The organism is Kribbella sp. NPDC058245 (genome assembly GCF_042882005.1).
Taxonomy (GTDB): domain Bacteria; phylum Actinomycetota; class Actinomycetes; order Propionibacteriales; family Kribbellaceae; genus Kribbella.
This window is the reverse complement of sequence record NZ_JBHVWY010000009.1, coordinates 170,524-193,265: the sequence shown is the minus strand read 5'-3', so window position 1 is coordinate 193,265 and position 22,742 is coordinate 170,524. Positions and strand designations below refer to the sequence as shown.

The following is a 22,742-nucleotide window of genomic DNA, read 5'->3' as shown; positions in this document are numbered from 1 at the left end:
CCACCACTTCGGGGGAGACAACTCTCATCATGACTTTTCGACGCGTTCAGCTGGCCGCCGGCGTTGTACTGGCCGGCCTCGCTCTGACACTCAGCGGCTGCTCGGATTCCGGTTCGACCGACGCCGGCAAGCAGCCCACCACCCAGCAGTCCGCGCCGACCGCTCCGACAGCTCCGACCTCGGCGCCGTCGGACGACGGTGCGGACAAGGCCAGCGATCAGGGCGGTGACAGCAAGGACTTCTGTACGGCGTTCGCGGCCGGCAGCGATGCCATCCGCAAATGGAACGAGCCCCAGAGCGACCCGGAGTACCGGGCCAAGCTGGTCAAGCAGTTCCAGGACCTGGCCGACAAGGCGCCGAGCGAGCTGACAGCGCCGATGCAGGTCATCGCCGACGCCTACGAGAAGATCCAGTCGGGCCAGGTGAAGGAGGACGACGAGGCGACGATCACGAAGTACGCCGGCGCCCTCCAGACGGTGAACACGTGGATCGTGGCCAACTGCGCGGACTTCAAGCCGTCGACCCCCGCAGGCGGCTGAGCATGCGGATCAAGGCACTGCTGGCCGCCGGTTTCGAGCTCGGCCTGCTGATCACCCTGCTGACGAGCTGCGCGGAGACGCCGGCCGGCCCGCCGGTCACGGCGCCGCTCACCTCGACCACCCCGACCACCCCGACCACCAGTACGACCTCCGGTACGCCGGAGACCAGCGGCCCGTCACAGGGGACCGGGCCGCTGCCGGCGGTGTGTGCGGCGCAGTCGGTACCGGCGTTGTGCGTGACCTTCAACCTGACAGGGGCGACCAGCGTGACAGGGTCGAACTGGGTGTACGCCGAGATCCCGGATGCGGATCTGCCGGACTCGACCTGCCCCGAGTACGGCGCCAGCACGCTCGAGTCGGACACCCCGGGGTTGCCGAAGGTCACCAAGGTGATCGGCAGTCAGTCGGTCGAAGCGTCGTTCGCGGCGGACAAGGCCGGCGACGGTGCCGGGATCGCCGGTGCCGAGGCCAGCGGGTCGCTCGTGGTCGACGACGTGACGTACGAGGCCGAGGACGGTGAGGCGAAGCTCGACCTCAACCGCGACGGCTCCGGCAAGCTGGACCTGCCCCGGCTGGTCGGTGGTTCAGGCAGCCTGTCGGGCAGCATCAGCTGGCGCTGTATCGACCCGAAGTAGTTGCTAGCTGGGCGGGTAGCGCGCCCGCCAGCCGGCCTCACTGTGCAGGCGTTGCGGCTGGGAGAACTCCAGCACGAAGTCGTCTGCCAGTTGGAGGATCACTGGACGGCCCTCGACGGCGAAGACGAGCTCTGGGGGGAGCGCGGCTTCGCCGTGGAGGGCACCCAGGATGTTCCCGCAGATGGAGCCCGTGGAGTCGCTGTCCCCGCTGTGCGTCACCGCCAACGCCAGCGCATCCAAGAACTGCTCCGGCTCCCGGTAGGCGAGTGCCGCATAGACGCCGATCGCCAACGCCTCCTCCGCGACCCAGCCTCCGCCCAGCTCCTCCACCCGCACCGGTCCGTGTCCAGGAGCGGTTGCCGCCTGATGACGTGCCGCGGCGAGCGCCGTACTGGTCTCCTCGTGCCCCTCGCGTGCAGCAAGCAACGCGGCAGTCGTGTCGAGTGCCGCATCGAGCTCGGCTCCCCGACACAGCTCATGGATCAATGCCGCGAGGGCTCCCGACGCCAGCTTTCCGGTCGGATGACCGTGGGTGTACCCCGCCACTTCGGCCGCCGTGTCGAACACCCACTCGGTACTGAACCTCTCCGGTAGCAAACCGACCGGCGCGACTCGCATCACCCCGCCACAGCCCTTGGAGTCGTTAACTGCTTGCAGACCGAACTGTGTGTTCCGAGAGCCGGTGAGAGCACTCAGGCAGGTGTTGCCGGGGGCGCGGCGTGCGTACAGCCACTGCTCACCCTGCAACCACCCGTCACGCTCACCACTGGGACCCGGTAGCAGTTGGGTATCGAGCCACCGGTCGTACGCCCGGTGCACCACGGCCACCGTGAACCCGATCCCGCGCTCCGTTCGCACACCCGCGCGGATCAGCCCCTCCACCGTGAACAGCGTCATCTGGGTGTCGTCGGTGATCGTCCCCGGCGGCCATCCGGCCTGCCCACTCACAAACGAGCGCAGCCGCTCCGGATGCGCCGCCACGATCGCCCGCCCCTGCTCGAACTCCACCGGAGCCCCCAGCGCGTCCCCGATCGCCCCGCCCAGCAAGGACCCGCGCACCCGGCTCTGCCACTCCAGACTCATGCCAAGACCCTATCCATGGTGGTGCCAGCGCTACCCCCAAGACGGGATTCAGCGCCAGGGTGCAACCATTCACGGACTTCTACGGTCGTAGTACAAGAACAACGACCCGCAAGGAGCGCACGATGACCACCAGATTCCGTCGGAACGCCGCCCGCGTGGCCGCGGCGGCCCTGGCTACCACCGCGCTCACCGGTGCCGCGCTGGCCGGTGCCTCCGCCGCCACCGCATCCACCACCTGCTCGCAGTCGCCGATCGTGCCGTCGTCGGTTGTGAAGGCCTTCGACACCGTCCTCAAGTTCCGCAACGGCTTCAACCCGGATGCCACCACCACCTGCCGCTGACTTGCCGAGGTCCGTCCAGTCTGTCTAGACTGAGGTCTCGAGGTGATGGGTGATGGGGACCGGGAGACTGCGCCAGAGTCATTGGCAATTGCAGGAAGCGAAACAACAGCTCAGTGAGTTGATCCGGGCTGTCCAGGCCGTTGGCCCACAGTTCGTGACGAAGCACGGCGAGGAGGTTGCCGTGGTGCTGGACATCGCCGAGTACCGGCGGTTGATGGGGGAGGATCACATGAGTTTCAAGGACTTTCTGATGGCAGGGCCCGATCTGAGCGCGCTCGAGATCGACCGCTCCGACGCTCCGGCGCGGCAGGTCGACTTCGAATGAGTTGCTTCCTCCTCGACACGAACGTCGTGTCGGAGCTGCGCCGTCCGCGGCCCGATCCCGGGGTGATCGACTGGATCGACGCGGTGCGGTCGAGTGACCTGCGCCTGAGCGTGCTGACCGTCGGTGAGATCAGCCAGGGGATCGAGCGTCTTGCGCTGAGGGATGCACCGCAGGCGCAGGCGATCGCTCAGTGGCGCGATCGTCTGATCAACGGGTACGGCGATCGGATCGTGCCGGTGTCCCGCGAGGTGGCGGAGACCTGGGGCCGGCTGAACGCGGTGCGTCCGCTGCCGGTGATCGACAGTCTGCTGGCGGCGACGGCCATCGTCCACGACTGGACTCTCGTCACCCGCGACTCGGCGGCGCACACCGGTACCGGTGTCAAGCTGCTGGATCCGTTCTCCTCGCGGAGCTGAGACCGGCGTCCGGGAGGCGGGGCGGGCGTGGGAGGATGGCGGCATGCTGCGCTGGCTCACCGCCGGCGAGTCGCACGGACAAGCGCTCGTCGCCGTACTCGAAGGTCTTCCCGCTGGAGTCCAGGTCACCACGGACGATGTGGCCGATGCTCTGGCCCGTCGTCGGCTGGGTTATGGGCGTGGTGCCCGGATGAAGTTCGAACGGGACGAAGTCACGTTCCTCGGCGGATTCCGGCACGGGCTGTCCATGGGCAGCCCGGTCGCGATCCAGGTCGGGAACACCGAGTGGCCGAAGTGGCAGCAGGTGATGAGCGCCGATCCGGTGGATCCGGCAACTCTCGCCGAGCTCGCGCGGAACGCGCCGCTGACCCGGCCGCGGCCCGGTCACGCCGACCTGGCGGGCATGCAGAAGTACGGATTCGACGAGGCCCGGCCGGTTCTCGAGCGCGCCAGCGCCCGCGAAACAGCTGCTCGCGTCGCGCTCGGAGAGGTCGCCGCGAGATTCCTGCGGCAGGCCTACGGAGTGACCATCGTCAGCCACGTGGTCGAGCTCGGCACGGTCAAAGCGCCGTACGGGTCGCTTCCATCGTACGCCGATGTCGCCAAGCTGGACGAGGATCCGGTGCGCTGCCTGGACGCGGACGCGAGCAAGCAGATGGTCGCCGAGATCGACGCCGCCCAGAAGGCCGGTGACACCCTTGGCGGGGTGGTCGAGGTCGTCGTGGACGGCCTCCCGCCGGGTCTTGGCAGCTACGTGCACTGGGACCGGCGGCTGGACTCGAAGCTGGCTGGTGCGTTGATGGGCATCCAGGCGATCAAGGGCGTCGAGCTCGGCGACGGGTTCGAGCTGGCCCGGACGCCGGGTTCGAAGGCGCACGACGAGATCGTCGCCGAGGACGGGACCGTTCGCCGTACCAGCGGCCGCTCTGGCGGGACCGAGGGCGGGATGAGCACCGGTGAGACGCTGCGCGTCCGCGCCGCGATGAAGCCGATCGCGACCGTGCCGCGCGCACTGCGCACGATCGACACCAGCACGGGTGAGGCCGCGGCCGCGCATCACCAACGCTCCGACGTCTGCGCCGTACCGGCTGCCGGGATCGTCGCCGAGGCGATGGTGGCCCTGGTGCTGGCCGAGGTCGCGCTGGAGAAGTTCGGTGGGGACTCGGTCGTTGAGACCGCGCGCAACCACAAGTCGTACCTGGCGGCGCTGCCGACCACGATCACGCCGCGGGAGTGGACCGAGCAGTGAGCCCTGTCGTCGTTCTCGTCGGCCCGCCTGGTTCAGGCAAGTCGACCATTGCCGCCCTGCTCGCCGAGCGGCTGCAGGTTCCGCATCGCGATACGGATGCCGACGTCGAAGCCGGTGCCGGCAAGCCGATCTCGGACATCTTCGTCGATGCCGGCGAGGAGCACTTCCGTGCGTTGGAGCGCGCCGCGATTGTCGCCGCGCTGGCCGACTCCGGCGTCGTGCTTTCCCTTGGTGGCGGCGCGATTCTCGACCCGGCCACCCGCGCTGATCTGGCCGGGCACACCGTGGTCTATCTGGATGTCTCTCTCACCGAGGCTGCCAAGCGCGTCGGCATGAGTGTCGCCCGGCCGCTGCTGCTCGGCAACGTCCGCACGCAGCTGCGCACGCTGATGGAAGCCCGTCGCCCCCTGTACGCCGAAGTGGCGAAGCTGACCGTCGTGACCGACAACAAAACCCCGGCCGCGATCGCCGACGAGATCCAGGAGCACCTCGGATGAGCGCTGACGGTGCGACCCGGATTCGGGTGGCCGCGGCGGCGCCGTACGACGTTGTCATCGGCAACAATCTGCTGGGTGAACTGCCCGGGCTGCTGGGGGAGGGTGTGCAGCGGGTCGCGATCATCCACCCGCGCGCGCTGCGGACCAGCGGTGACGCGATCCGCGACGATCTGACCGGTTCCGGTTTCACCGCGCACGCGATCGAGATCCCGGACGCCGAAGAGGCGAAGTCCGCCGAGGTGCTGGCCTACTGCTGGTCGGTGCTCGGGCAGGCCGGGTTCACCCGGTCGGACGCGATCGTGTCGATCGGCGGCGGGACGACGACCGACCTGGCCGGATTCGTTGCCGCGACGTGGCTCCGCGGGGTCAAGGTCGTGCACATCCCGACGACGCTGCTCGGTATGGTCGACGCGGCCGTCGGTGGCAAGACCGGCATCAACACCGCCGAGGGCAAGAACCTGGTCGGCGCCTTCTGGGAACCTGCCGGTGTGCTGTGCGACCTCGCCGCGCTGGAAACCCTTCCACGCAACGATTATGTGAGCGGTCTCGCCGAGGTCGTGAAGTGCGGCTTCATCGCCGACCCCGTCATCCTCGACCTCGTCGAGAAGGACCCGGCCGGCGCTTCGACCCCGGCGTACGATGCCACCTCCGAACTGATCGCCCGCTCCATCCAGGTCAAGGCCGACTCCGTTGGTGCCGACCTCCGCGAGCGCACCACGACAGCCGGCGGCGCCATCGGTCGCGAGGCCCTCAACTACGGCCACACCCTCGGCCACGCCATCGAGCGCACCGAACGCTACAAGTGGCGCCACGGCGCCGCGATCAGCATCGGCATGGTCTTCGTCGCCGAACTGGCCCGAGCTGCCGGCCGGCTCGACGACGCGACGGCCGACCGCCACCGCGCCGTACTGGAGTCCCTCGGCCTCCCCGTCTCCTACCGAGCCGACGCCTGGCCGCACCTCCAGGACGCCATGAAGCTCGACAAGAAGACCCGAGCCGACCGCCTCCGCTTCGTCATCCTCGACGGCCTGGCCAAGCCCACCATCCTCGAAGCCCCCGACCCCAGTCTCCTGATCGCCGCGTACGGCGAAATCAGCTGAGCTCCTTGGGGAGTGGACGCGCGTGGAGCACGTCCAGCCTTGAGACGGCTCGGGTGAGGATGACATAGAGGCGGTTGAGGCCGCGGGGTTCGGCTTCGACGATCTCGGCGGGTTCGACGGCGATCACGTGGTCGTACTCGAGGCCCTTCGCCAGGCTTGCCGGTACGACGGCGACCCGGCCATCGCCGTCCGGGGCGACGGTGTCGATCCCGGCAGCCTTCAAGGTGTCCGTCAGCTCGGGGACGCGGCGGTCGGCGGCGATGATGCCGATCGAGCCTTCGTGGGGGAGCGCTCTCCGGACTGCCGCTACGACGTCGAGGTTCTGGGTGATCGTGAGTTGGCCGTCGGTGCGGAAGGACGTGGTCTGCGGGACCTCGACCGGCAACGCCTTCAGGAGGCGGTTGGCCAACTCGACCACGGAGGCCGGTACGCGGTAGCCGGTGGTCAGTGCGACCACCTCGGCCTGGGGTTTGCCTAGGTGGGCGAGTTGTTCGGACCAGGTCCGCGCCGCCCACGAGGTCGTCCCTTGGGCGAGATCCCCGAGCACGGTGATCGAACCGTGCTCACTCCGCCGGGCGATCGCGCGGCATTCCATCGGGGAGAGGTCCTGCGCCTCGTCCACGATCACGTGCCCGTACGTCTCGCCGCGCTCCAGGAGAGCGCTCACCTCGTCCAGCAGTACGGCGTCCGCCACCGTCCAGCGCGCGGTCTTCGCCTTCCGTGGCCGCGGCCACGCGATCGCGTCCTGCTCCTCGGCGTTCAGGATCCCGGCGGCGGCCCGGGAGAGCAGAGAGCGCTCTCCGAGGGTCTCGGCCAGGAACTCGTCGGCCTTCACCGCCGGCCAGACCGCATCGACCGCCGGCGTCACCGCCCGCGCCATCTTCCGCAGCCAGATCCCGTTGCAGTTCTGTCCCCGTGCCTCGGCCTGCCGCTGCAGCGACGCCACCACGCGCGCGATCACGCGCTCCCGCCCGATCAGGTACGTCGTCGCGTCCGCCCGCGCCTCCGCCACCATCGCCGCGAACTCGTACTGATTAACCCGCCACTTGTACGACGAGTCCGGTACCACCACCGCCTCCGCCGGTACCGAGATCCGCTCATAGAGCGCTCTACGGAGGATCTCGGCCATCCGCACGTCATGCTTCACCACCTCAGCAGCCGGCTCATCGCCAGCTGAAGCGGCAATCCGCCCGGCGAGCATCTCCGAGACCGTGGTCTGGTCGACATCGACCTCACCCAACGTCGGCAGCACCGCAGAGATGTAGTGCAGAAACGCCCGGTTCGGCCCGAGCACCAACACGCCATTCCGCTGCAACCGCCCCCGATGCGCATACAGCAGGTACGCCGCCCGATGCAGCCCGACCGCGGTCTTCCCCGTCCCCGGCGCACCCTGCACACACACCGACACCTCCAACGAGGTCCGGACGACGTCGTCCTGCTCCGGCTGGATCGTCGCCACGATGTCTCGCATCGGCCCCACCCGCGCGCGCTCGATTTCCCGCCGTACCAGCTCGCTTCCGAACCCAGACTCCCCAGACTGCGTCGAGTCCAGTTGCTCGTCCTCGAAGCTGGTGAGCGTGTTCCCGGCCCAGCCGAACCGGCGGCGCGTGGCCAGGCCGCGGGGCTCGGTGGGGGAGGCCTGGTAGAAGGTCGTCGAGACCGGCGCCCGCCAGTCGATCACCATCGGCGGCCGGCCGATCGCGTCCGAGATGTGCCGTCGGCCGAGATAGTAGGTCTGGCCCCGATGCTCGCCGGCGGCGGAGGAAACGCCGTACCGGACGAGGCCGAAGTACGGCGGGTTGTCACCCTCCTCGGCCAGGTCCCGCGCCAGCGTCTTGAGGTAGTAGCCCAGCCGCTCGGCCGTGTACCGGTCGCCCCAGGTGTCCTCGCCGACGACCACGTTCTCCCGTGCCCCGCTCACCATCCGCCGCAGCGCCTCCCGGCACTCCTCGGCGTACTCCTGCTCCTCCGCCAGACCCCGCATCGCCCTCCCTCAGAAACCAACTCAGTCTCAAAAGATTAACCCGGTCAATCTTTTGCCTAGGTTAACATAGCTCTGTGACCGGACTCCGAGAGCGCAAGAAGCAGCAGACGTACGACGCCCTGTCCGAGGCGGCGATCGCGCTCTTCCTCGACCGCGGCTTCGACGAGGTCTCGGTCGCCGACATCGCGGCCGCCGTCGATGTCTCCAAACCGACCCTGTTCAAGTACTTCGCGACCAAGCAGGACCTCGTCATGCACCGCATCGCCGACCACCGCCACGAGGCGGCGCGCCTGGTCCAGGCGGCGCCCGAATCAGCGGTCGAGACCCTCGCCGAACACTTCCGCAGCGGCCTCAACGACCGGCAGCCGACCACCGGCCTGAACGACCACCCGCAGGTCCTGGCCTACTACAAGCTCGTCTTCAGTACGGCGGCGCTCGCGACCCGGCTCCGGAAGTTCATGGACGACGACGAGCACGCGCTGGCCGTCGTACTGGGCGGTGACCTTGATGCCGAACTGCTTGCGGCCCAGCTTCTCTCGACCCAGCGCATCCTGAGCTACCGCAACTGGAGCGCGATCTCCGGCGGCCAGTCGGCCAGCAAGCGATACCCAGCCGCGCTGAGAGAAGCAGAGAGCGCTTTCTCGCGGATCCGGCCACTAAGGTGAATGCCGTGAGCAAGAGAGTGCTGGTGCTGAACGGACCGAACCTCGGACGCCTGGGCTCCCGCGAGCCGGAGAAGTACGGGTCGGCGACGCTGGCCGACGTGGCCGCCGAGTGCGAGAAGCTCGGTGCCGAGCTCGGGTTCGAGGTCGAGGTGCGGCAGACCGACGACGAGGCCGAGTTGGTCGGCTGGCTGCACGAGGCCGCCGACGGCCGGATCCCCGTCGTCCTGAACCCGGCCGCGTTCACGCACTACTCGTACTCGCTGCGCGACGCGATCGCCCAGCGGACCGCCCCGCTGATCGAGATCCACCTCACCAACCCCGCGACGCGCGAGGAGTTCCGGCACACCAGTGTCGTGGCCGGCGTCGCCACCGGCACGATCGCCGGGTTCGGCGTGGACTCCTACCGCCTCGCCTTGCGCGCGCTCACCAACCTCAGCGACTGATCCGGCACAACCAATCTGCCCTTTCGTGCATCGTGGAGGGTGAAGGGCAGTTTTGCGCGGCCTGATCGGGGGTGTTTCAGGGCGTGCAGGGCCAAGAGATCGGGGTGAGACGCCGGTGAAACGCCGGTGCTTCACGCTAGGCGTTGGGTCGTGATACCGGCCGTCACCGGCTCTTAAGGCTGGCTGAAGGTGCAAGGGCACGATCGGAATCGACGATTTTGGGGGTTCGTGTGACTACGGATTCGATCCGTTCCGTTCAACAACGCTCTGGGGGAGTGACAAGCATGACGACGCAGCAACGTATTCCTGTTTGGGTGAAGGCGCTGGACCCGCTGTCGCAGTTCGGGCTGGTGCACGCACTCAGGCAGCGTCCGGAGATCGCTCTGATCAGTGACGCCGAGCTGACGGCACTGATGGCGCAGCAGCAGGACCAGCGCACCGCCCCGCCAGTGGTCGCGTTGGTCGCAGTTGACGCTCTGGACGCCGGTGCGGTCCAGGTTCTCCGGGCCGCAACGCAGCGCGGCTGCCGCCGGACCGTGCTGATCGGCAGCACGATCGACGACGACGCGCTGATGACCGCGGTCGAGCTGGGGGTGTCCGGGGTCCTGAGGCGGACCGAGGCGACGGCCGACCGCATCGTGCACCTGCTGCAGGCCGCCGCCGCCGGCGACGGAAGCCTGCCGCCGGACCTGCTGGGCCGGTTGCTCGGTCAGGTGTCGCGCATGCAGCGGCACGTACTGGCACCGCGCGGGTTGTCCCACACCGGTCTGTCCGACCGCGAGACGCAGGTCCTGCGCCTCGTGGCCGACGGCAAGGACACCCAGGAGATCGCCCGGGAGCTTTCGTACTCGGAGCGGACGGTGAAGAACGTCCTGCACGACGTCACCAGCCGTCTGCAGCTGAAGAACCGCTCGCACGCTGTCGCTTACGCGCTGCGTGAGGGCCTGATCTGACCAACCTTCTATCCGCCGGCCCTCGCACAAGCGAGGGCCGGTTCTTTTTGCCATCACCAGCGGAGTACGAAGTTCGGCGGCTGGTAGGTGAGTGGCATCACCAGCACCGGCTGGCTCTTCACCGGGAGCGGTTTCCCGGCGGCGTCGACGAGCCCCGGCACAGTCGCCGTCAGCACCCGCTGGCCGAGCACGTCCCGCCGGTAGACGAGCACCGGTACGGCGAACTTCCCGGTCTTGTCGGCCACCGCAGGCTGGCCCCCGAGACCGACATCCCACCCCAGTACGGCGGGCCGGTTCGGCGGGAAGTTGGTCCCCGTCGCGAGAACGATCTGCCCCGGCCGCGCCACCGGCGGCTCGGCGAGCAGGGTCGGCGTCAACGCCGTACCGGAGACCTTGACCGGCACCGGGAACGGCGCCACCGCGCCGGTCGCCGTCGCGCTCACCTGCACCACCCCGGCCCGTGCGCCCACGAGCTGCGGAGCGAACCGGACGGCGATCACGCAGGTCTTGCCTGGTTGTAGCGGAGCGCAGGTCACAGCCGGCCGGAAGTCGGGCAGCGACGAGACCCCGCTGAGTGTCAGCGGCACCGTGCCCGTATTCGTGACGACGATCGACTTCGGTGCACTCGGCACCGTGAGCACCTGCGGGCCGAACACCAGGGCCTGCGGTGCCACGGTCATCGAGGCCACCGCGGTTCCCGGCGTACCGGATCCGCTCAGCCCGACCGTCACCGCCGCCGGACTCTTCACTGCCGGATCCGCGGAGGTCGGCGTGAAGGCCACGCTCCCCGTTCGGTTTCCGGCAGCCCGCGGCGCGAACGTCGTCGGTACGTCGCACGTCGCGCCCGGCATGACCGTCGTACACGCGCCCAGCTTGATGCCGAAGTCAGCGCCCTTCACGGTGGCAGCCACGTTCAGCGCCACGTCGCCGGTGTTCTGCAGCTTGAGCGGCTGCGGCGAGGATGCCTTGCCGACCTCGACCGCGGGGAACGCCAGAGAGAGCGGTGCCACCGCAAAGCGGGCGCCTGGGGGCAGCGGAGTTCCGCTACCGGTCAGCCCGACCGCGACCGAAGGCCCGGCCAGGTAGCCGGACTTGCTCGGCAACGTCAGCGTCCCGGTCGCCGGACCCACCGCGGTCGGCGCGAACCGCGCGTCGATCGTGCAGCTCTGACCCCGGTGCAGTGTCTGCGCACAGACGTTGCTCCCAGCAACAAACGGCGCCGCCGCTGTGGCCGGCCCGGCCGCTGCCGGGCCGTACCCGATGTTCTTCACGACCATCTCGCGCGCACTCGACGACTGACCGATCTGTACGGCGCCGAAGTCGGCCGCCGCCGGCGTCGCCACCAACTGCGCGGTCCGCCGCCGGGTAAAGATGTCGTACTGGCCTTCGTCGGCCGTGCCGGCGACCAGGTCGGACGTCGACTCGAAGGCCGTGAACGCTCCGTCGGCGCTGAGCGAGGGCAGCCTGCTGATGCCCTCCTCGACCACGGCGCCTTCCTCGTTCAACGACACCCGTTCGGTGAAGCGCTCACTCGCAGCTGCTCCGGCGAAGTCCGGCTCGAGGTACCGCACGTACACGCCTTGCTTGTCATTGCCGGGCTGCTCGACGAGGTCGGTGGCAAGCGAGGAGAACCCGACCGTCGACCCGTCGTCCGAGAGCGACGGGTCGCTGCTCCAGCCGTCGCTGTCCTCGGTCGGCTTGCCGGCCGCGGCCGAGGCCAGCACGGCCTTGTCAGTGGTCAGGTCCCGGACCCAGATCCGGCTCGGGTGCGGCGCGGGCTCGTCGGCTGCCTTCGCTTTCGCCTTGCGGGCGGCCTCGCCCGGCTGGCTGACGCCGTCGGTCTGGAAGGCGACCCGGTCCCCGGAAGCCGACAGCGACGGATCCTGCGCGTCGTCGGTCCCGACGTTGCCATCGGCAAGCTTCGAGGCCAGGATCGTCGTCCCCGCGGTGCGGTCCCGTCGGTACACCTGCAGGCTGGCCGACTGCGCGTCGGTGCCGTAGTCCCCGGTGAACGCGACGTACCGGCCGTTGGCCGACAAGGACGGCTCGTAGCCGAACGTCACTGCGCCGTTGGCGTCCTTGGTGACGATCTCCGGCGCACCGGCAAAGGTGCCGTCACCGGCAGTGTCGGTCCGGGTCAGCACGACCTGCTGATAGCCGGTGCCGGTGAAGCGGAACGGCTTGGCGGTCCCTTCGCCTTCCGTGGTCAGGTACGCCGACCCCGCGTCGACCGCGCTCGGGCGGTACCCGACGACCGCCGTACATGCGGTGTCGGCCGGCAGACGCTCACCGTCCACACAGGGCCTTGGCCGGTTGGGATCGGTCGTGGTCGGGGTGAGGAGCGCGAAGTCGCAGCCGGACTTCAGAACGATGTCCTGGATGCGGTTCTGCGCCGGCACCGTGACCGCCAGGTACGCCGTCGCGCCGACCGGAACCTGGTCCGCATCGGCCACCACGTTGCCCGCCGAGGTGGTTCCGGTCGAGGCTGATGGCATCGTGCCCGGCACCGCGATCGGCGTACAGGCCGCCGCCCGTACCTTCGGCTGACTTCTGATGTGGACGCAGTTGTTGTTCGCGACCAGGGCGATCGCGGCCTGGCCCTCCGGCGTCGCTCCGTTGATCCGGAGGATGCCGTTGCCAGCGCCCGCGCAGGAGTCGAAGTGCACGTCGATCGTGCAGGTCGCGTTGGCGGCCAGGTCGCCTTCGCAGGTGGTCCCGGTCACCCAGAAGCCGGAGCCGAGGGCGGCATCGACCTCAGGTTTGGCGGCGAAGTGGATCGGCCGCTCGGTACCGACGGTCAGGGTCTTGGTGCCGCCGGCCCCCAGGTCGATCAGCGACCGGATCTGGTGCGTGGAACCGTCGAACTCCTGGAGGTTCAGCGAGAGCTGCTCATCGGACCGCGGATCGAGTTTGGCGCCGAAGGCAACGGTCTTGCCATCGCCGGAGAGGTCGGGCTTGCACTCGTTGAGGAGGAACCCGTAGCTGCAGGGCCGCTGGTACCGCAGGTCGGTGGTGGTGCCGGTGACCTCGTGTTTGGCCGCCGCGCCGGCGACCACCATGTGCTCGGCGCGGCCGTCGCGCGAATCGTAGGCGACCCGGGTGCCGTCCGCCGAGATGGCCGGCGGCCCGACCTCGCTGTGTTGCCCGAACAACGTGACATCGGAGTTGGCCTGGTTGCGGACGTTGATCTGGTTGTACGGCGAGTCGCCGGTGCTCGTCCGGGTGCGATAGGCGACGTACTGGCCGTTGTCACTGATCGCCGGGTCGCGGTGTTCCGCGCTGTTGGTGGACACATGCTTGGTGTCACCCGGCATCTTGACGTCACTACTGCCGTGCCCGACCAGATCGGTGTAAGGCGGAATGATCACCGAGCCACTGTCGTCGAACAGCTCGACGAGGCCCTTGCGGTCACCGATCGCCCGCGGCGTGAAATTCAGCAGGAACGAGCAGGTCTGCCCGGGGTGGATCGTGACGCCGACGCACTGGTCGGAGGCCATCGCGAACTCGTCCCCGTTGATCCGCGGCTTGGTGAACCGCAGTGCCGTGATCCCGGTGTTGGTGACCGTGTACGGCACCGGCCCGGCCGTCGTACCGACCTTGGCGGTACCGAAGTCGACCGGGTCCGGCGCGACGGTCATCGCGCCACGGCGCTGCGCGAAGAACACGTCCGACTCGTCGTCGGCGTCGGTGTACTGGTCGACCCGGTCGTCGCTGGCGAAGGTGGCCAGCGTCCCGTTCTGGTTGACCGAGACGAAGTGATCGTCGGTGCCGCTGCCAGGTCCGCTCGAGCGTGGTGAGATCAGCTCGTTGACGCCGCGGCCGCCCGCGAAGTCCCTGGTGAGATCGCGGGCGATGAGCCGCTTGCCCGCCAGTGCGCCGGGACCGAGGTCGCTGGCACTGGACAGATAGACGACCGTGTGGCCGTCGCCGGACAGTTGGGGATCGGTGGATTCGCTGTTGGCGGTCTGCCCGTTGGTGTCGGCCGAGGCGAGGACGCTCTGCTTCGCCACGACGTCGCGGACCCAGACCTGATCGGAGATGTCGTTGAGCGATGCTCCGCGGAACGCGATGCGGGTGCCGTCGTCGGACAGCGAGGATTCGGTCGCGTTGTACTCCGGGGTGCCCCGCGTGGTCAGCGAGACAAGGGTGGTCTCGCCCGGCTTGTAGGTGCGGTCGCCGGCGCTGTCGGTGTCGTGCAGATAGATCTGCGCCGAGCCCTTCGGGCTGGGGTCGTTCGAAGGCCGTCCGTACGGCGACGTGGAGGTGTACCCGACCCAGCGCCCGGTGGCCGACACGGTCACCTGGGTTCCGTCCATCGGTACGCCGTTCGCACCGGTCACGCTGACCACCTGACCGGGCCCGAAGGCGCCGGAGGCACTGGGGTCGTGCCAGGCGGCGATGACGCGACGGGCGGCGTGCCCACCGATCCGGTAGACGGTGTCACCGACGTGGAGGCTGGCCGAGAACGGGGCGATCTCGGAGTACTTGTACTCGACGTAGGCCGTGCAGCTCGACTGCGCGGGGATCGGCTCGCCCGGGTGGCAGGCGAACTCGGAGGTGCCCTCGGGCAGCACGAGCTTCATCTCGCAACCCTTGGAGGTGAGGTTGGGGATCTGCGGCGTGGACATCGAGTTGCTGATGGTGAAGCCTGCCGCACCGGGCTCGCCCGCGGTGACCGCACCGAGCGGGAACCAGGGATGCGGATGGGCGCTGTCGGCCGGCTGCGGATCGCGATGCTGGGACTGACCCTGCTGGGCCGGGCCGGTGCAGTTGGGCGTCGCAGCTGCGGCGTCGGCCGCGGTGGCACCTGCAGCCGGTGGCGGGAAGGCAGCCAGTCGCGGGCACTCGCCCCCGGCGGTCATGGCGATCGCGGTCTGCCCGCTCGCAGCGGTTGACGCGAAGCGCAGGACACCCGTCGACTCGACGCTGCAGTCGGCGCCGCCGGTGTACTTGATCGTCACCGAGCAGGTGGCGTCCGGTTGCAGTACCGCGGCGCAGGTGCTGGAGCCGATGGTGAACTCGGGGTCGCCCTCGATCACGGGGCCTGTGTCCGGGTACACGATGGGCAGCACGCTGGTGTTCTTCAGCGTCACGGTCTGCTCGCCCGACCGATCGAACGCCCAGAAGTCCATCACGGGGTAGAGCCCGTTACCGCTGTTGGCGGGCAGGCCGTTGATGGTCAGTTCGAGCTCGTCCGAGGCAATCGACTGCCGGATCGGCGCGGCCAGCGTCGTACCGTCGCGGGACAGCTTGGGTGCGCAGACTGTCTGGCCGGGGTCGATCGGGCAGGCGAGGAGGCGCTGATACGGCAGATCGTTCGCGTTCCCCGTGACCTGGGTGAGCTTGGTGTTGTCCGGCGTCCGGCGATTGAGCGCGTAGAGCTGCGCTTCGCGCACCGGCTCCTGCCCGTTGCTGCCGAAGCGGCCGCCCGCGAACGCGACCAGACCGGCGTCGCCCGACATCGACGGCATCACTGCCGTCAGGTTCTCGAGACCGGGCAGCACCGTGGTCTTCTCGGGCTCCTTCGGATCCTGCAGATCGTGGAACCACAGACTCGGCGTCTCACCGGCCGCAGCCTCGAAGATGACGTAGCGCCCGTCGCTGCTGACAGTCGACCGATAGGCCGGGCTCTGACTTGCCGGCGCCGATACGGTGTGGATGATCGGTGGGTCCTGGTCGGCGGCTTCCGCTCCACGGGTGATGGTGACAACGGCGATCACCGCCGCGAGCAGGGCGGCGGTGGTGATGAGGGCGGTCGGGACACGCGGGATACGGCTCACGCCGTCCAGCAAACTGGTTGTGGCGGGGGAGCGGCAGAGCGTCGCGTGCGGCTTGCGGGGCAGTGCGTCCTGCCCGACCGCGCAACCTGCCTGAACGGGCAGCCCCAAGGGCCCTCGGTACGGCGCGTGCGCACCTGCCGCCGGTGTGGTTGCCGACTTTACCGTGGCACGGTGATCTCCGAAGCCGATGCCGCCCTCGCCGCGTTGCTGCGCCGCGAGCTGCTCGACGCCTCCCGGGTCCAGGTCGTGTTCGACCCGCCGACCAAGGAGTGGGCGGCCAAGCGCAACGGCCCGGCGGTGAACCTGTTCCTGTACGACATCCGCGAGGACACCCGGCGCCGGTCGAGCGGACTGGTACCGCGCTTCGGTGACGACGGTCGCGTGGTCGCGCGGCAAACGCCGCCGCGGATCTTCCGGCTGTTCTACCTGCTCAGCGTGTGGGGGCAGCGGGCCGAGGACGAGCACCGCCTGCTCGGACAGCTGCTGGACACGTTGCTCGTGCACGACCTGGTTCCGGCCGATCTGTTGCCGGAGGCCCCTTCTCCGGTGGGGCTGTCGGTCGGGCTGCCGCCGGAGGACGACCGGTCGTTCGCCGATGTCTGGTCCGCGCTCGGTGGTGAGCTGCGACCGTCGATCGATGTCGTGCTGTCGCTGCCGATCGAGGCCGGGCGCTCGAAGGAGACCGCGCCCGCGATCGTGGAGCCGCTGCACGTCGCACTGTCCGATCGGGACGCGCCTGAGAACGCCGGAGAGAGCGCTCCCCAGTCCGTTCCCGTCGCTCCCAAGCGGGTCGGCCGCAAGCGGGCCGCGCGCGGATGAGCGCGCACCTGCGGCACCTGCTCGGACGGCTCAGCCTGGTCGAGGACCGGGTCCGCGTGCTGGTCGAGCTGCGTCGCCGTACCGATGCCGCACCCGACGACGCGTTCCGCGGCCTCTACCTCAGCCCGGCCGTGATCGACGGCATCCTGGCCGGCCGCCCTACATCGCCCCCAGACCTGACCGACCGTCTGGCCGCCGTGGAGGCGGAAGCCGATACCGCCGAAGTCGACGGGTCGACACCGCGACTTCGCCGCCTCGTCCACGCCTTCGGCCTGACCGAGCTCGACACCGAGATCTTGCTGACCGTCCTCGCACCTGATCTCGATGCGCGCTTCGAACAGCTCTACGGCTACCTGAACGACGACGTCTCCCAACGCCGCGCGACCGCCCGTCTGGTGTTCGACCTCCTCGGCGTACCGGCTGCAGATCCCTTGGCCCGTGGGCGATTCGACGTCTCCGCGCCCCTGATGGCAGGCGGCCTCATCGAGATCGAGTCGCCAACCCGTCCCTTCCTCGGTCGTGCTCTCCGCGTCCCCGACCCAGTCACGGCGTACCTGGTCGGCGGCTACGCCACCGAACCGCTCCTGCTCGACGTCACCGTCCCGCCACCACTCATCGTGTACGGCGAACTCGAGGAGCGCATCGTCCGCGGCCTGCAACCCGGCCGCCCGGTCTACCTCCGCGATCGCCCCGGCAGCGCAGGCCCCGGCCTCGCCGCGGCAGCCTTCTCCAAACTCGACCTAGGCGTCCTCGCCCTCGACCTCACCAAGCTGCCCAAGGACACCGACCCCATCGTCTTCGCCCGTACGGCGGCCCGCCAAGCGCGACTGCGGTCGTCCGGAATCCTTGCCGGGCCAGTCGAATCCACACCCCTCGACGTGCTCCGGGCACTCGCTGCGGCACCCGTGCAGGTTGTCCTCACCGGCGTACCGACCTGGGATCCGAACTGGGCAAACGTCGTACCGGCAACGCTCGAGCCCCCCGTCCTCACCGAATCGCAGCGCACCACGCTCTGGCACGCTTTGTTGCCCACGGCATCAGCCGACCTGGACGCCGCGGGGGAGACCAGCACGTTCCGGCTGGGCGTCGACCAGATCGTCCGCACCGCCGAGGCCGCGACCACCCGCGCCGAGGTCGACGGCGTCCTCGTCACCGGCGACGTACTGCGAGCCGGCGCCCGCTCCCAGAACGGCGCCGGCCTCGAACGCCTGGCCCGCCGCATCCAGCCCGCCGTCTCCTGGAACGACCTCGTCCTCCCCTCCGAGCAGCTCGCACGCCTGCACGAGCTGGCGATTCGCGCCCGGTACCGCGAACAAGTCATCCGCGGCTGGGGCATGCGCCCCGGCGGCGGCCGCGGCGCCGGCGTCTCCGCCCTGTTCACCGGCGAATCCGGTACCGGCAAAACCCTCTCCGCAGAAGTCATCGCCGCCGAACTGGGCGTCGACCTGTACGTCGTCGACCTCGCCACCGTCATCGACAAGTACATCGGCGAGACCGAGAAGAACCTCGAACGCGTCTTCACCGAAGCCACCGGCGTCAACGGCGTCCTCCTCTTCGACGAAGCCGACGCCATCTTCGGCAAACGCTCCGAGGTCTCCGACGCCCGCGACCGCTACGCCAACGTCGAAGTCGCGTACCTCCTCCAGCGCATGGAGTCCTTCGACGGCCTCGCCATCCTCACCACCAACCTCCGCGCCAACCTCGACGAGGCCTTCAGCCGCCGCCTCGACCTCATCATCCACTTCCCCCAGCCCGAAGCGCCCGAACGCCTCCTGCTGTGGGACCGCTGCCTCGGCCGCACCGTCCCTCGCGACGTCACCCTCGACCTGAACGCCGCAGCCCGCTTCGAACTCTCCGGCGGCGACATCCGCTCCGCCGCCGTCACCGCCGCCTACTACGCCGCCGCCAACGCCCGCCCAGTCATCACCCAAGACCTCCTCACCGCCATCGACCACGAATACACAAAACTCGGCCGCCTCCCACCCGGTTGATCACCGGCGAGTGGTGGTCGCACAATTCGTTCACGTTCTACTGCGACGCAGCTGGTTCCCGTCACCATTTCGAGAACTACCGGAGGCGAAGGCCGCTCGGCTCGACGCGACGGCCGAGTTGGCCACAATGGCGTCCTAGGACGGACGCGACTGAACGCTCGGACGCCGGCTGTCAGCGGATTTTCACAGGAGGAGAGCTGTGACTGCGGCTTCTTCGGAGCAAGAGGCTCATCGGAACGGGCGACGGGCTCAGCGGGCGGTGGAGCGTGGGGAGGCACCTGAAGAGATCGGGCAGATCGTGCCACCGCTTCAGTCCGTGATGGGTGACCAGTGGCGTGCCATCGCGGCGGCGGAGCAGTTGTCGGACACGGATCTGGGGAGGTTCGCCGACGTCGCCGTGTATGAGAACGAGCCGCTGTTCACCCGCCACGGCCAGCTCGACTTTCCGGCGGACCTGCCTGTTGCCGAGATCAACCGGGAACTGATCAGCGCCGCTCTCTCTTTGCTGGACCGCATCGACCGTCAGGTCGCGGTACCGAACCACCTTGTACGGATGGTGTCCATCACGTCCTGGTGGACCGATGACGATCAGTGGGGCGCCTGCAGCGATGGGACGACCGAGATCATCCGGCCCGGCATCTTCGTCGCCAACCTGAACCACGAGCGGATGAAGGGCTTCAGGCTGCACCGCCCGCACTCCACTGCTGCGTCCTTCGTCGCGCAGGTGACCGGCCCGGCTTACGAAGTCCTCGAGGAACGGTTGCTGGAGGCCAACGCCTGGTGCCCGAACTGGGTCTACGTCGCGCCGCCTGGCCGGCTGCCCGCAGCCGCAGTCGAGGGCTGACCCAAGGACGAGACCCGCAGAGGGTGCCTGGACTTGGTTAGGCGCATACACGAATCCGTGGTCGGTGCGGCTGTGACGTTTCCCCTTGTGGATAAGGGATTAGGGCCCGATGGCGATTTGCGCGGGCTCGTACGGTGTGCGTAAACTAGAACGCATGTTCGACGATGATCTGACGCTGCTCACGACGACCGACCTGCTGGAGTCGGCCGCCGAGCAGCGTGCGTTGTCGAACCGGGCCGACGCCCGGGCGCTCGAACACGCACTGGTTTACGCCGACCGTTTCCACCCCGCTTCCTGTACGTCGCGGGCTGGTCGCCGTTCGTTCGAGGGTCGTGAGCGTGGTGTGGTGCTGGGTGGTGAAGGCTGCCCGGAGATCCTGGAGTTCGCGATCGGTGAGTTCGCGGTCGTGATGGGTGTCTCACCCGGGGTCGGGCGCGGGATCATCGGTGACGCCTTGGCGTTGCGTCACCGGTTCCCGTTGATGTGGGTGAAGGTTTTGTCGGGTGAGGCGACGCCGTGGAAGGCGTGCCAGATCGTGCGTGACTGCGTCGGCTTGTCCGAGGAGGCTGCCGGGTTTGTCGATGGCCGGGTCGCGGACTTGATCGACACGATCACCCCGTACCGCCTGGATAAGATCGTCAAGGCCGCGAAGATGCACGCAGACCCTGATGGCGCTCGTGCCGCGGCGGCCGCGAAGGTCCGCGAACGCGGAGTGTTCGTCGGCCGTTCCGATGAGCACGGAACCAAAACCATCTATATCCGTACGTCGGTCGGCGCGGCCACCCGGTTCGACGCCGTCATCGACGCGCTCGGCGACGCCCAGCAGACCCTGGGCGATACCCGCTCGGCACAGTTCCGCCGTGCTGAGGCGGTAGGCATTCTGGCCGACCCCGTCTTCGCCCAAGAACTCCTAGCCCAAACCCGCCACGCCGCTGGCAGCGCCACCACTCCGGACACCCAAGACGCGCCGGACACCCAAGACGCGCCGGACACCGCAGGCACGCCGGACACCAGGGGCACGCCGGCCCCAAGTCCGGCAACCCCGCAGCCGCCCACCACGGGCCCCGAGCCTTCGAGCTCCACCGCTCCGGGCTCCCGCAGCGTCCCGGCCCCGCGTGCTAGTCACCGAAGCGCCGCGGCCTCGAGCCCTCCAACCCCGAACTCCACCGCTTCGGGGGCTCCCTGTCCGACGCCCACCTCGGACAGTGCAGCGGCCCTGCAGGATGTCAGTCCGGAGTCACGACGGCGCTACGCCGGTGGCGAGGATGACTGGGACGACGGGTACTCGGCGAGCATGGTCGAGCCTGAGCTGGATGATGAGGCCGACCGGGATGCTCCGCACCCAAGCACCAGCAACCTGCCGGACCCCTTGGACCGCCCCGATCACCCGAACCGCTGGCCAGTGGAACCGTTCGATGCCGCCTCGACCCCTGAAACCGACAGCGACACCGGCGAGCCCATGGACGCCACAGCACAACGCGCACTCGCCAGCCGGCTCGCGCAGATCAAACGCGACGCCCACGACCGGCTCACATCTGTTGCGACGCCAGGCGCTCCCGCACGCCCAAATACCGCCACGCGCCCGGCTAAGACCGAAATCTACGTCCACCTCACCGCCCAAACCCTCACAGCCGCCGCTGCTGGCGATCGCGACGGCGTGATCCGGGTCGAAGGGCACGGGCCCTTACTGGCCTCGCAATTGGGTGAGCTGATCGGGTACGAGCCTTACGTGGTGAAGCCGGTCATCGATCTCAATGAGGCGGTCTCGGTCAATTGCTATGAAGCCACCGACCGGATCCGGGAACGCGTCAAACTCACTCACCCGGTCGAACTGTTCCCTTATGGCACCCGCGAAACCAGTAAGTCCATCGACCTCGACCACATCACGCCGTACGACCCTCTTGGTCCGCCAGGTCAAACCAGTACCGCCAACCTCGCGCCGCTGAGCCGCTACGGCCACCGGGTGAAGACCCACGCGTCCGGATGGAAGGTACACCGGATCAACCCCACCACCCTCGAATGGAGAACACCCCATGGCTTCGTCTTCCACGTCAGCCCCACCGGCACCCACCGCATCACCAAATCCCCATCGGGGCCGATCCCCGTCGACAACAGTTGCGTGATCTCGCTCGCAGAGGAAGGGTCGCAGTGTGGACCGCATAGATGAGCTGATCGGTCGCCTGATCGATGAGGCGCAGTGGGAGTCGGCGGCCGGTGAGCTACTGACCGAGTTCTCCAGAGGCGATTCGCTGGAGCGGCTTGTGCCGATGCTTCGCAGTGGGATACCTGCCGTGGTGAAGGCAGGTGCGTGGATTGCTTCCGAGCTCGGCGAGCGTGCGGCGCCGCTGCTCGGCGAGATGACGGTGCTCCTTGACCACCCGTTGCGCTACGTACGGTTGTTCGCCATCGACACTGTCCTGGCTACGGCAGGTGCCAACGACGGACCGGCTGTCGTCAAAGCTGTTGCGTTGACTGGTGATCAGGACACGGCGGTGCGGTGGAAGGCAGTGAAGTTCCTGGCGCGAGTCGGTGACGGGCAGCTCGCCGCCGCGGTGGACCATCTGGCCGAGGGACGATTGCGGAGCCGCCTCGAGTGGCTCCGGTCAGGTGATGGAATCGGCGTCGCCGTCGGTCTCCGGGACACTGACGCCGAGGTCCGCCTCTTCGCTGCCGCGGCGGCTGCCCGGCGTGCCGACTCTGACTTCGACCTCCTCGTGCTCGCCGCGGCCGTGTCAGACGAGGAAGTTGCCTCGTTCGCCCAGGAGCAACTCGATCTCCTTGCGCTGAAAACGAAGCTGCCCCTGAATTCTTACGACATCGTCCGAATCGGCCGTTCCGCGACCACGATCAGACTGGGCATCGCCGGTCGTACGGGTGTAGTGCGCGGGATCTCCACCCCGCAGGTGTTCGGGGTCGTGGTTGACGAACTGGTCTACACGGTCGACCTCGCCGACCTGACGCCGACCGGTGAACGAGCGCGGTCGGAGGACTTCAGGTCGGGGGAGAGCATCAAGGTCAGGCCGCAGCGGTACGGCAGCGAGGGCCGATGACGATGATGCTGTTGACGCGCACTTTCGA

19 protein-coding genes are annotated in these 22,742 nt (G+C 68.6%); 16 read left to right on the top strand and 3 right to left on the bottom strand.

Translation table 11 applies throughout. The features are described 5' to 3' along the window. The first annotated feature begins 29 nt into the window (after nt 1-29). Nucleotides 30-539, top strand: coding sequence for a hypothetical protein (locus ACFVWG_RS22285; protein WP_391545270.1), 510 nt, complete (start codon nt 30-32; stop codon nt 537-539). A 2-nt stretch (nt 540-541) separates the two neighbouring features. Then, nucleotides 542-1,174, top strand: coding sequence for a hypothetical protein (locus ACFVWG_RS22280; protein ID WP_391545269.1), 633 nt, complete (start codon nt 542-544; stop codon nt 1,172-1,174). A gap of 3 nt (nt 1,175-1,177) precedes the next feature. Here ACFVWG_RS22280 and ACFVWG_RS22275 read toward each other — a convergent pair whose 3' ends face one another. Beyond that, nucleotides 1,178-2,257, bottom strand: coding sequence for an ADP-ribosylglycohydrolase family protein (locus ACFVWG_RS22275; protein WP_391545268.1), 1,080 nt, complete (start codon nt 2,255-2,257; stop codon nt 1,178-1,180). Between the two features lie 122 nt (nt 2,258-2,379). On the opposite strand from ACFVWG_RS22275, the gene ACFVWG_RS22270 reads away from it, so the two are divergent. From ACFVWG_RS22270 to aroB, 6 genes are read left to right on the top strand one after another with little or no spacing between them, the layout of a single operon-like run. Beyond that, a complete protein-coding gene (locus ACFVWG_RS22270; RefSeq protein WP_391545267.1) occupies nt 2,380-2,598 on the top strand; it encodes a hypothetical protein in 219 nt (72 codons plus the stop codon). 52 nt (nt 2,599-2,650) lie between these two features. Then, nucleotides 2,651-2,923: a type II toxin-antitoxin system Phd/YefM family antitoxin gene (locus ACFVWG_RS22265; protein ID WP_391545266.1), complete on the top strand. Its 273-nt coding sequence runs from the start codon at nt 2,651-2,653 to the stop codon at nt 2,921-2,923. After that, the gene (locus ACFVWG_RS22260; protein WP_391545265.1) at nt 2,920-3,339 is read left to right on the top strand and encodes a type II toxin-antitoxin system VapC family toxin; all 420 of its coding nucleotides are present in this window, start codon (nt 2,920-2,922) and stop codon (nt 3,337-3,339) included. Before ACFVWG_RS22265 ends, ACFVWG_RS22260 begins: the two co-directional genes overlap by 4 nt. 43 nt (nt 3,340-3,382) lie before the next feature. Further along, complete coding sequence (gene aroC, locus ACFVWG_RS22255; protein WP_391545264.1) at nt 3,383-4,588, top strand: chorismate synthase; 1,206 nt, start codon at nt 3,383-3,385, stop codon at nt 4,586-4,588. Beyond that, a complete protein-coding gene (locus ACFVWG_RS22250) occupies nt 4,585-5,085 on the top strand; it encodes a shikimate kinase (RefSeq protein ID WP_391545263.1) in 501 nt (166 codons plus the stop codon). Before aroC ends, ACFVWG_RS22250 begins: the two co-directional genes overlap by 4 nt. Continuing rightward, nucleotides 5,082-6,185, top strand: a complete 1,104-nt coding sequence (aroB, locus tag ACFVWG_RS22245) for a 3-dehydroquinate synthase (protein ID WP_391545262.1) — start codon at nt 5,082-5,084, stop codon at nt 6,183-6,185. The genes ACFVWG_RS22250 and aroB overlap by 4 nt, the downstream gene beginning before the upstream one ends. On the opposite strand, the gene ACFVWG_RS22240 is transcribed toward aroB, so the two are convergent. Beyond that, nucleotides 6,178-8,169, bottom strand: coding sequence for a HelD family protein (locus ACFVWG_RS22240; RefSeq protein WP_391545261.1), 1,992 nt, complete (start codon nt 8,167-8,169; stop codon nt 6,178-6,180). The two genes, aroB and ACFVWG_RS22240, sit on opposite strands and share 8 nt — an antisense overlap. Nucleotides 8,170-8,243: 74 nt before the next feature. On the opposite strand from ACFVWG_RS22240, the gene ACFVWG_RS22235 reads away from it, so the two are divergent. The 3 genes from ACFVWG_RS22235 to ACFVWG_RS22225 all read left to right on the top strand — a co-directional run bounded on the left by ACFVWG_RS22235 (nt 8,244) and on the right by ACFVWG_RS22225 (nt 10,230). Next, nucleotides 8,244-8,834, top strand: a complete 591-nt coding sequence (locus ACFVWG_RS22235) for a TetR/AcrR family transcriptional regulator (protein ID WP_391545260.1) — start codon at nt 8,244-8,246, stop codon at nt 8,832-8,834. A 5-nt stretch (nt 8,835-8,839) separates the two neighbouring features. Continuing rightward, nucleotides 8,840-9,277: a type II 3-dehydroquinate dehydratase gene (gene aroQ / locus ACFVWG_RS22230; protein WP_391545259.1), complete on the top strand. Its 438-nt coding sequence runs from the start codon at nt 8,840-8,842 to the stop codon at nt 9,275-9,277. Nucleotides 9,278-9,561: 284 nt separating this feature from the next. Next, on the top strand, nt 9,562-10,230 hold the full coding sequence (locus ACFVWG_RS22225; RefSeq protein WP_391545258.1) for a LuxR C-terminal-related transcriptional regulator: 669 nt from the start codon (nt 9,562-9,564) through the stop codon (nt 10,228-10,230). A 53-nt stretch (nt 10,231-10,283) separates the two neighbouring features. Here ACFVWG_RS22225 and ACFVWG_RS22220 read toward each other — a convergent pair whose 3' ends face one another. Next, nucleotides 10,284-16,010 carry a choice-of-anchor D domain-containing protein gene (locus tag ACFVWG_RS22220; RefSeq protein WP_391545257.1) on the bottom strand — a complete coding sequence of 1,909 codons (5,727 nt, stop codon included), beginning with the start codon at nt 16,008-16,010 and terminating at the stop codon, nt 10,284-10,286. A 171-nt stretch (nt 16,011-16,181) separates the two neighbouring features. Between ACFVWG_RS22220 and ACFVWG_RS22215 the strand changes: the two genes are divergently transcribed. The 5 genes from ACFVWG_RS22215 (at nt 16,182) to ACFVWG_RS22195 (ending at nt 22,714) form a co-directional block, all read left to right on the top strand. Continuing rightward, a complete protein-coding gene (locus tag ACFVWG_RS22215) occupies nt 16,182-16,829 on the top strand; it encodes a DUF4255 domain-containing protein (RefSeq protein ID WP_391545256.1) in 648 nt (215 codons plus the stop codon). Further along, nucleotides 16,826-18,820, top strand: a complete 1,995-nt coding sequence (locus ACFVWG_RS22210) for an ATP-binding protein (protein WP_391545255.1) — start codon at nt 16,826-16,828, stop codon at nt 18,818-18,820. Before ACFVWG_RS22215 ends, ACFVWG_RS22210 begins: the two co-directional genes overlap by 4 nt. Nucleotides 18,821-19,019: 199 nt before the next feature. Next, nucleotides 19,020-19,664: a hypothetical protein gene (locus tag ACFVWG_RS22205; protein WP_391545254.1), complete on the top strand. Its 645-nt coding sequence runs from the start codon at nt 19,020-19,022 to the stop codon at nt 19,662-19,664. Nucleotides 19,665-19,818: 154 nt separating this feature from the next. Next, nucleotides 19,819-21,831 carry a hypothetical protein gene (locus tag ACFVWG_RS22200; RefSeq protein WP_391545253.1) on the top strand — a complete coding sequence of 671 codons (2,013 nt, stop codon included), beginning with the start codon at nt 19,819-19,821 and terminating at the stop codon, nt 21,829-21,831. After that, complete coding sequence (locus ACFVWG_RS22195) at nt 21,815-22,714, top strand: HEAT repeat domain-containing protein (RefSeq protein ID WP_391545252.1); 900 nt, start codon at nt 21,815-21,817, stop codon at nt 22,712-22,714. Before ACFVWG_RS22200 ends, ACFVWG_RS22195 begins: the two co-directional genes overlap by 17 nt. Nucleotides 22,715-22,742: the final 28 nt, after the last annotated feature.

Coding starts and splice junctions, on each gene's coding strand:
- ACFVWG_RS22285 (WP_391545270.1), top strand. CDS start 30: ATGACTTTTCGACGCGTTCAGCTGGCCGCCGGCGTTGTACTGGCCGGC.
- ACFVWG_RS22270 (WP_391545267.1), top strand. CDS start 2,380: ATGACCACCAGATTCCGTCGGAACGCCGCCCGCGTGGCCGCGGCGGCC.
- ACFVWG_RS22200 (WP_391545253.1), top strand. CDS start 19,819: ATGTTCGACGATGATCTGACGCTGCTCACGACGACCGACCTGCTGGAG.
- ACFVWG_RS22265 (WP_391545266.1), top strand. CDS start 2,651: ATGGGGACCGGGAGACTGCGCCAGAGTCATTGGCAATTGCAGGAAGCG.
- aroC (WP_391545264.1), top strand. CDS start 3,383: ATGCTGCGCTGGCTCACCGCCGGCGAGTCGCACGGACAAGCGCTCGTC.
- ACFVWG_RS22275 (WP_391545268.1), bottom strand. CDS start 2,257: ATGAGTCTGGAGTGGCAGAGCCGGGTGCGCGGGTCCTTGCTGGGCGGG.
- ACFVWG_RS22210 (WP_391545255.1), top strand. CDS start 16,826: ATGAGCGCGCACCTGCGGCACCTGCTCGGACGGCTCAGCCTGGTCGAG.
- ACFVWG_RS22280 (WP_391545269.1), top strand. CDS start 542: ATGCGGATCAAGGCACTGCTGGCCGCCGGTTTCGAGCTCGGCCTGCTG.
- ACFVWG_RS22225 (WP_391545258.1), top strand. CDS start 9,562: ATGACGACGCAGCAACGTATTCCTGTTTGGGTGAAGGCGCTGGACCCG.
- aroB (WP_391545262.1), top strand. CDS start 5,082: ATGAGCGCTGACGGTGCGACCCGGATTCGGGTGGCCGCGGCGGCGCCG.
- ACFVWG_RS22240 (WP_391545261.1), bottom strand. CDS start 8,169: ATGCGGGGTCTGGCGGAGGAGCAGGAGTACGCCGAGGAGTGCCGGGAG.
- ACFVWG_RS22260 (WP_391545265.1), top strand. CDS start 2,920: ATGAGTTGCTTCCTCCTCGACACGAACGTCGTGTCGGAGCTGCGCCGT.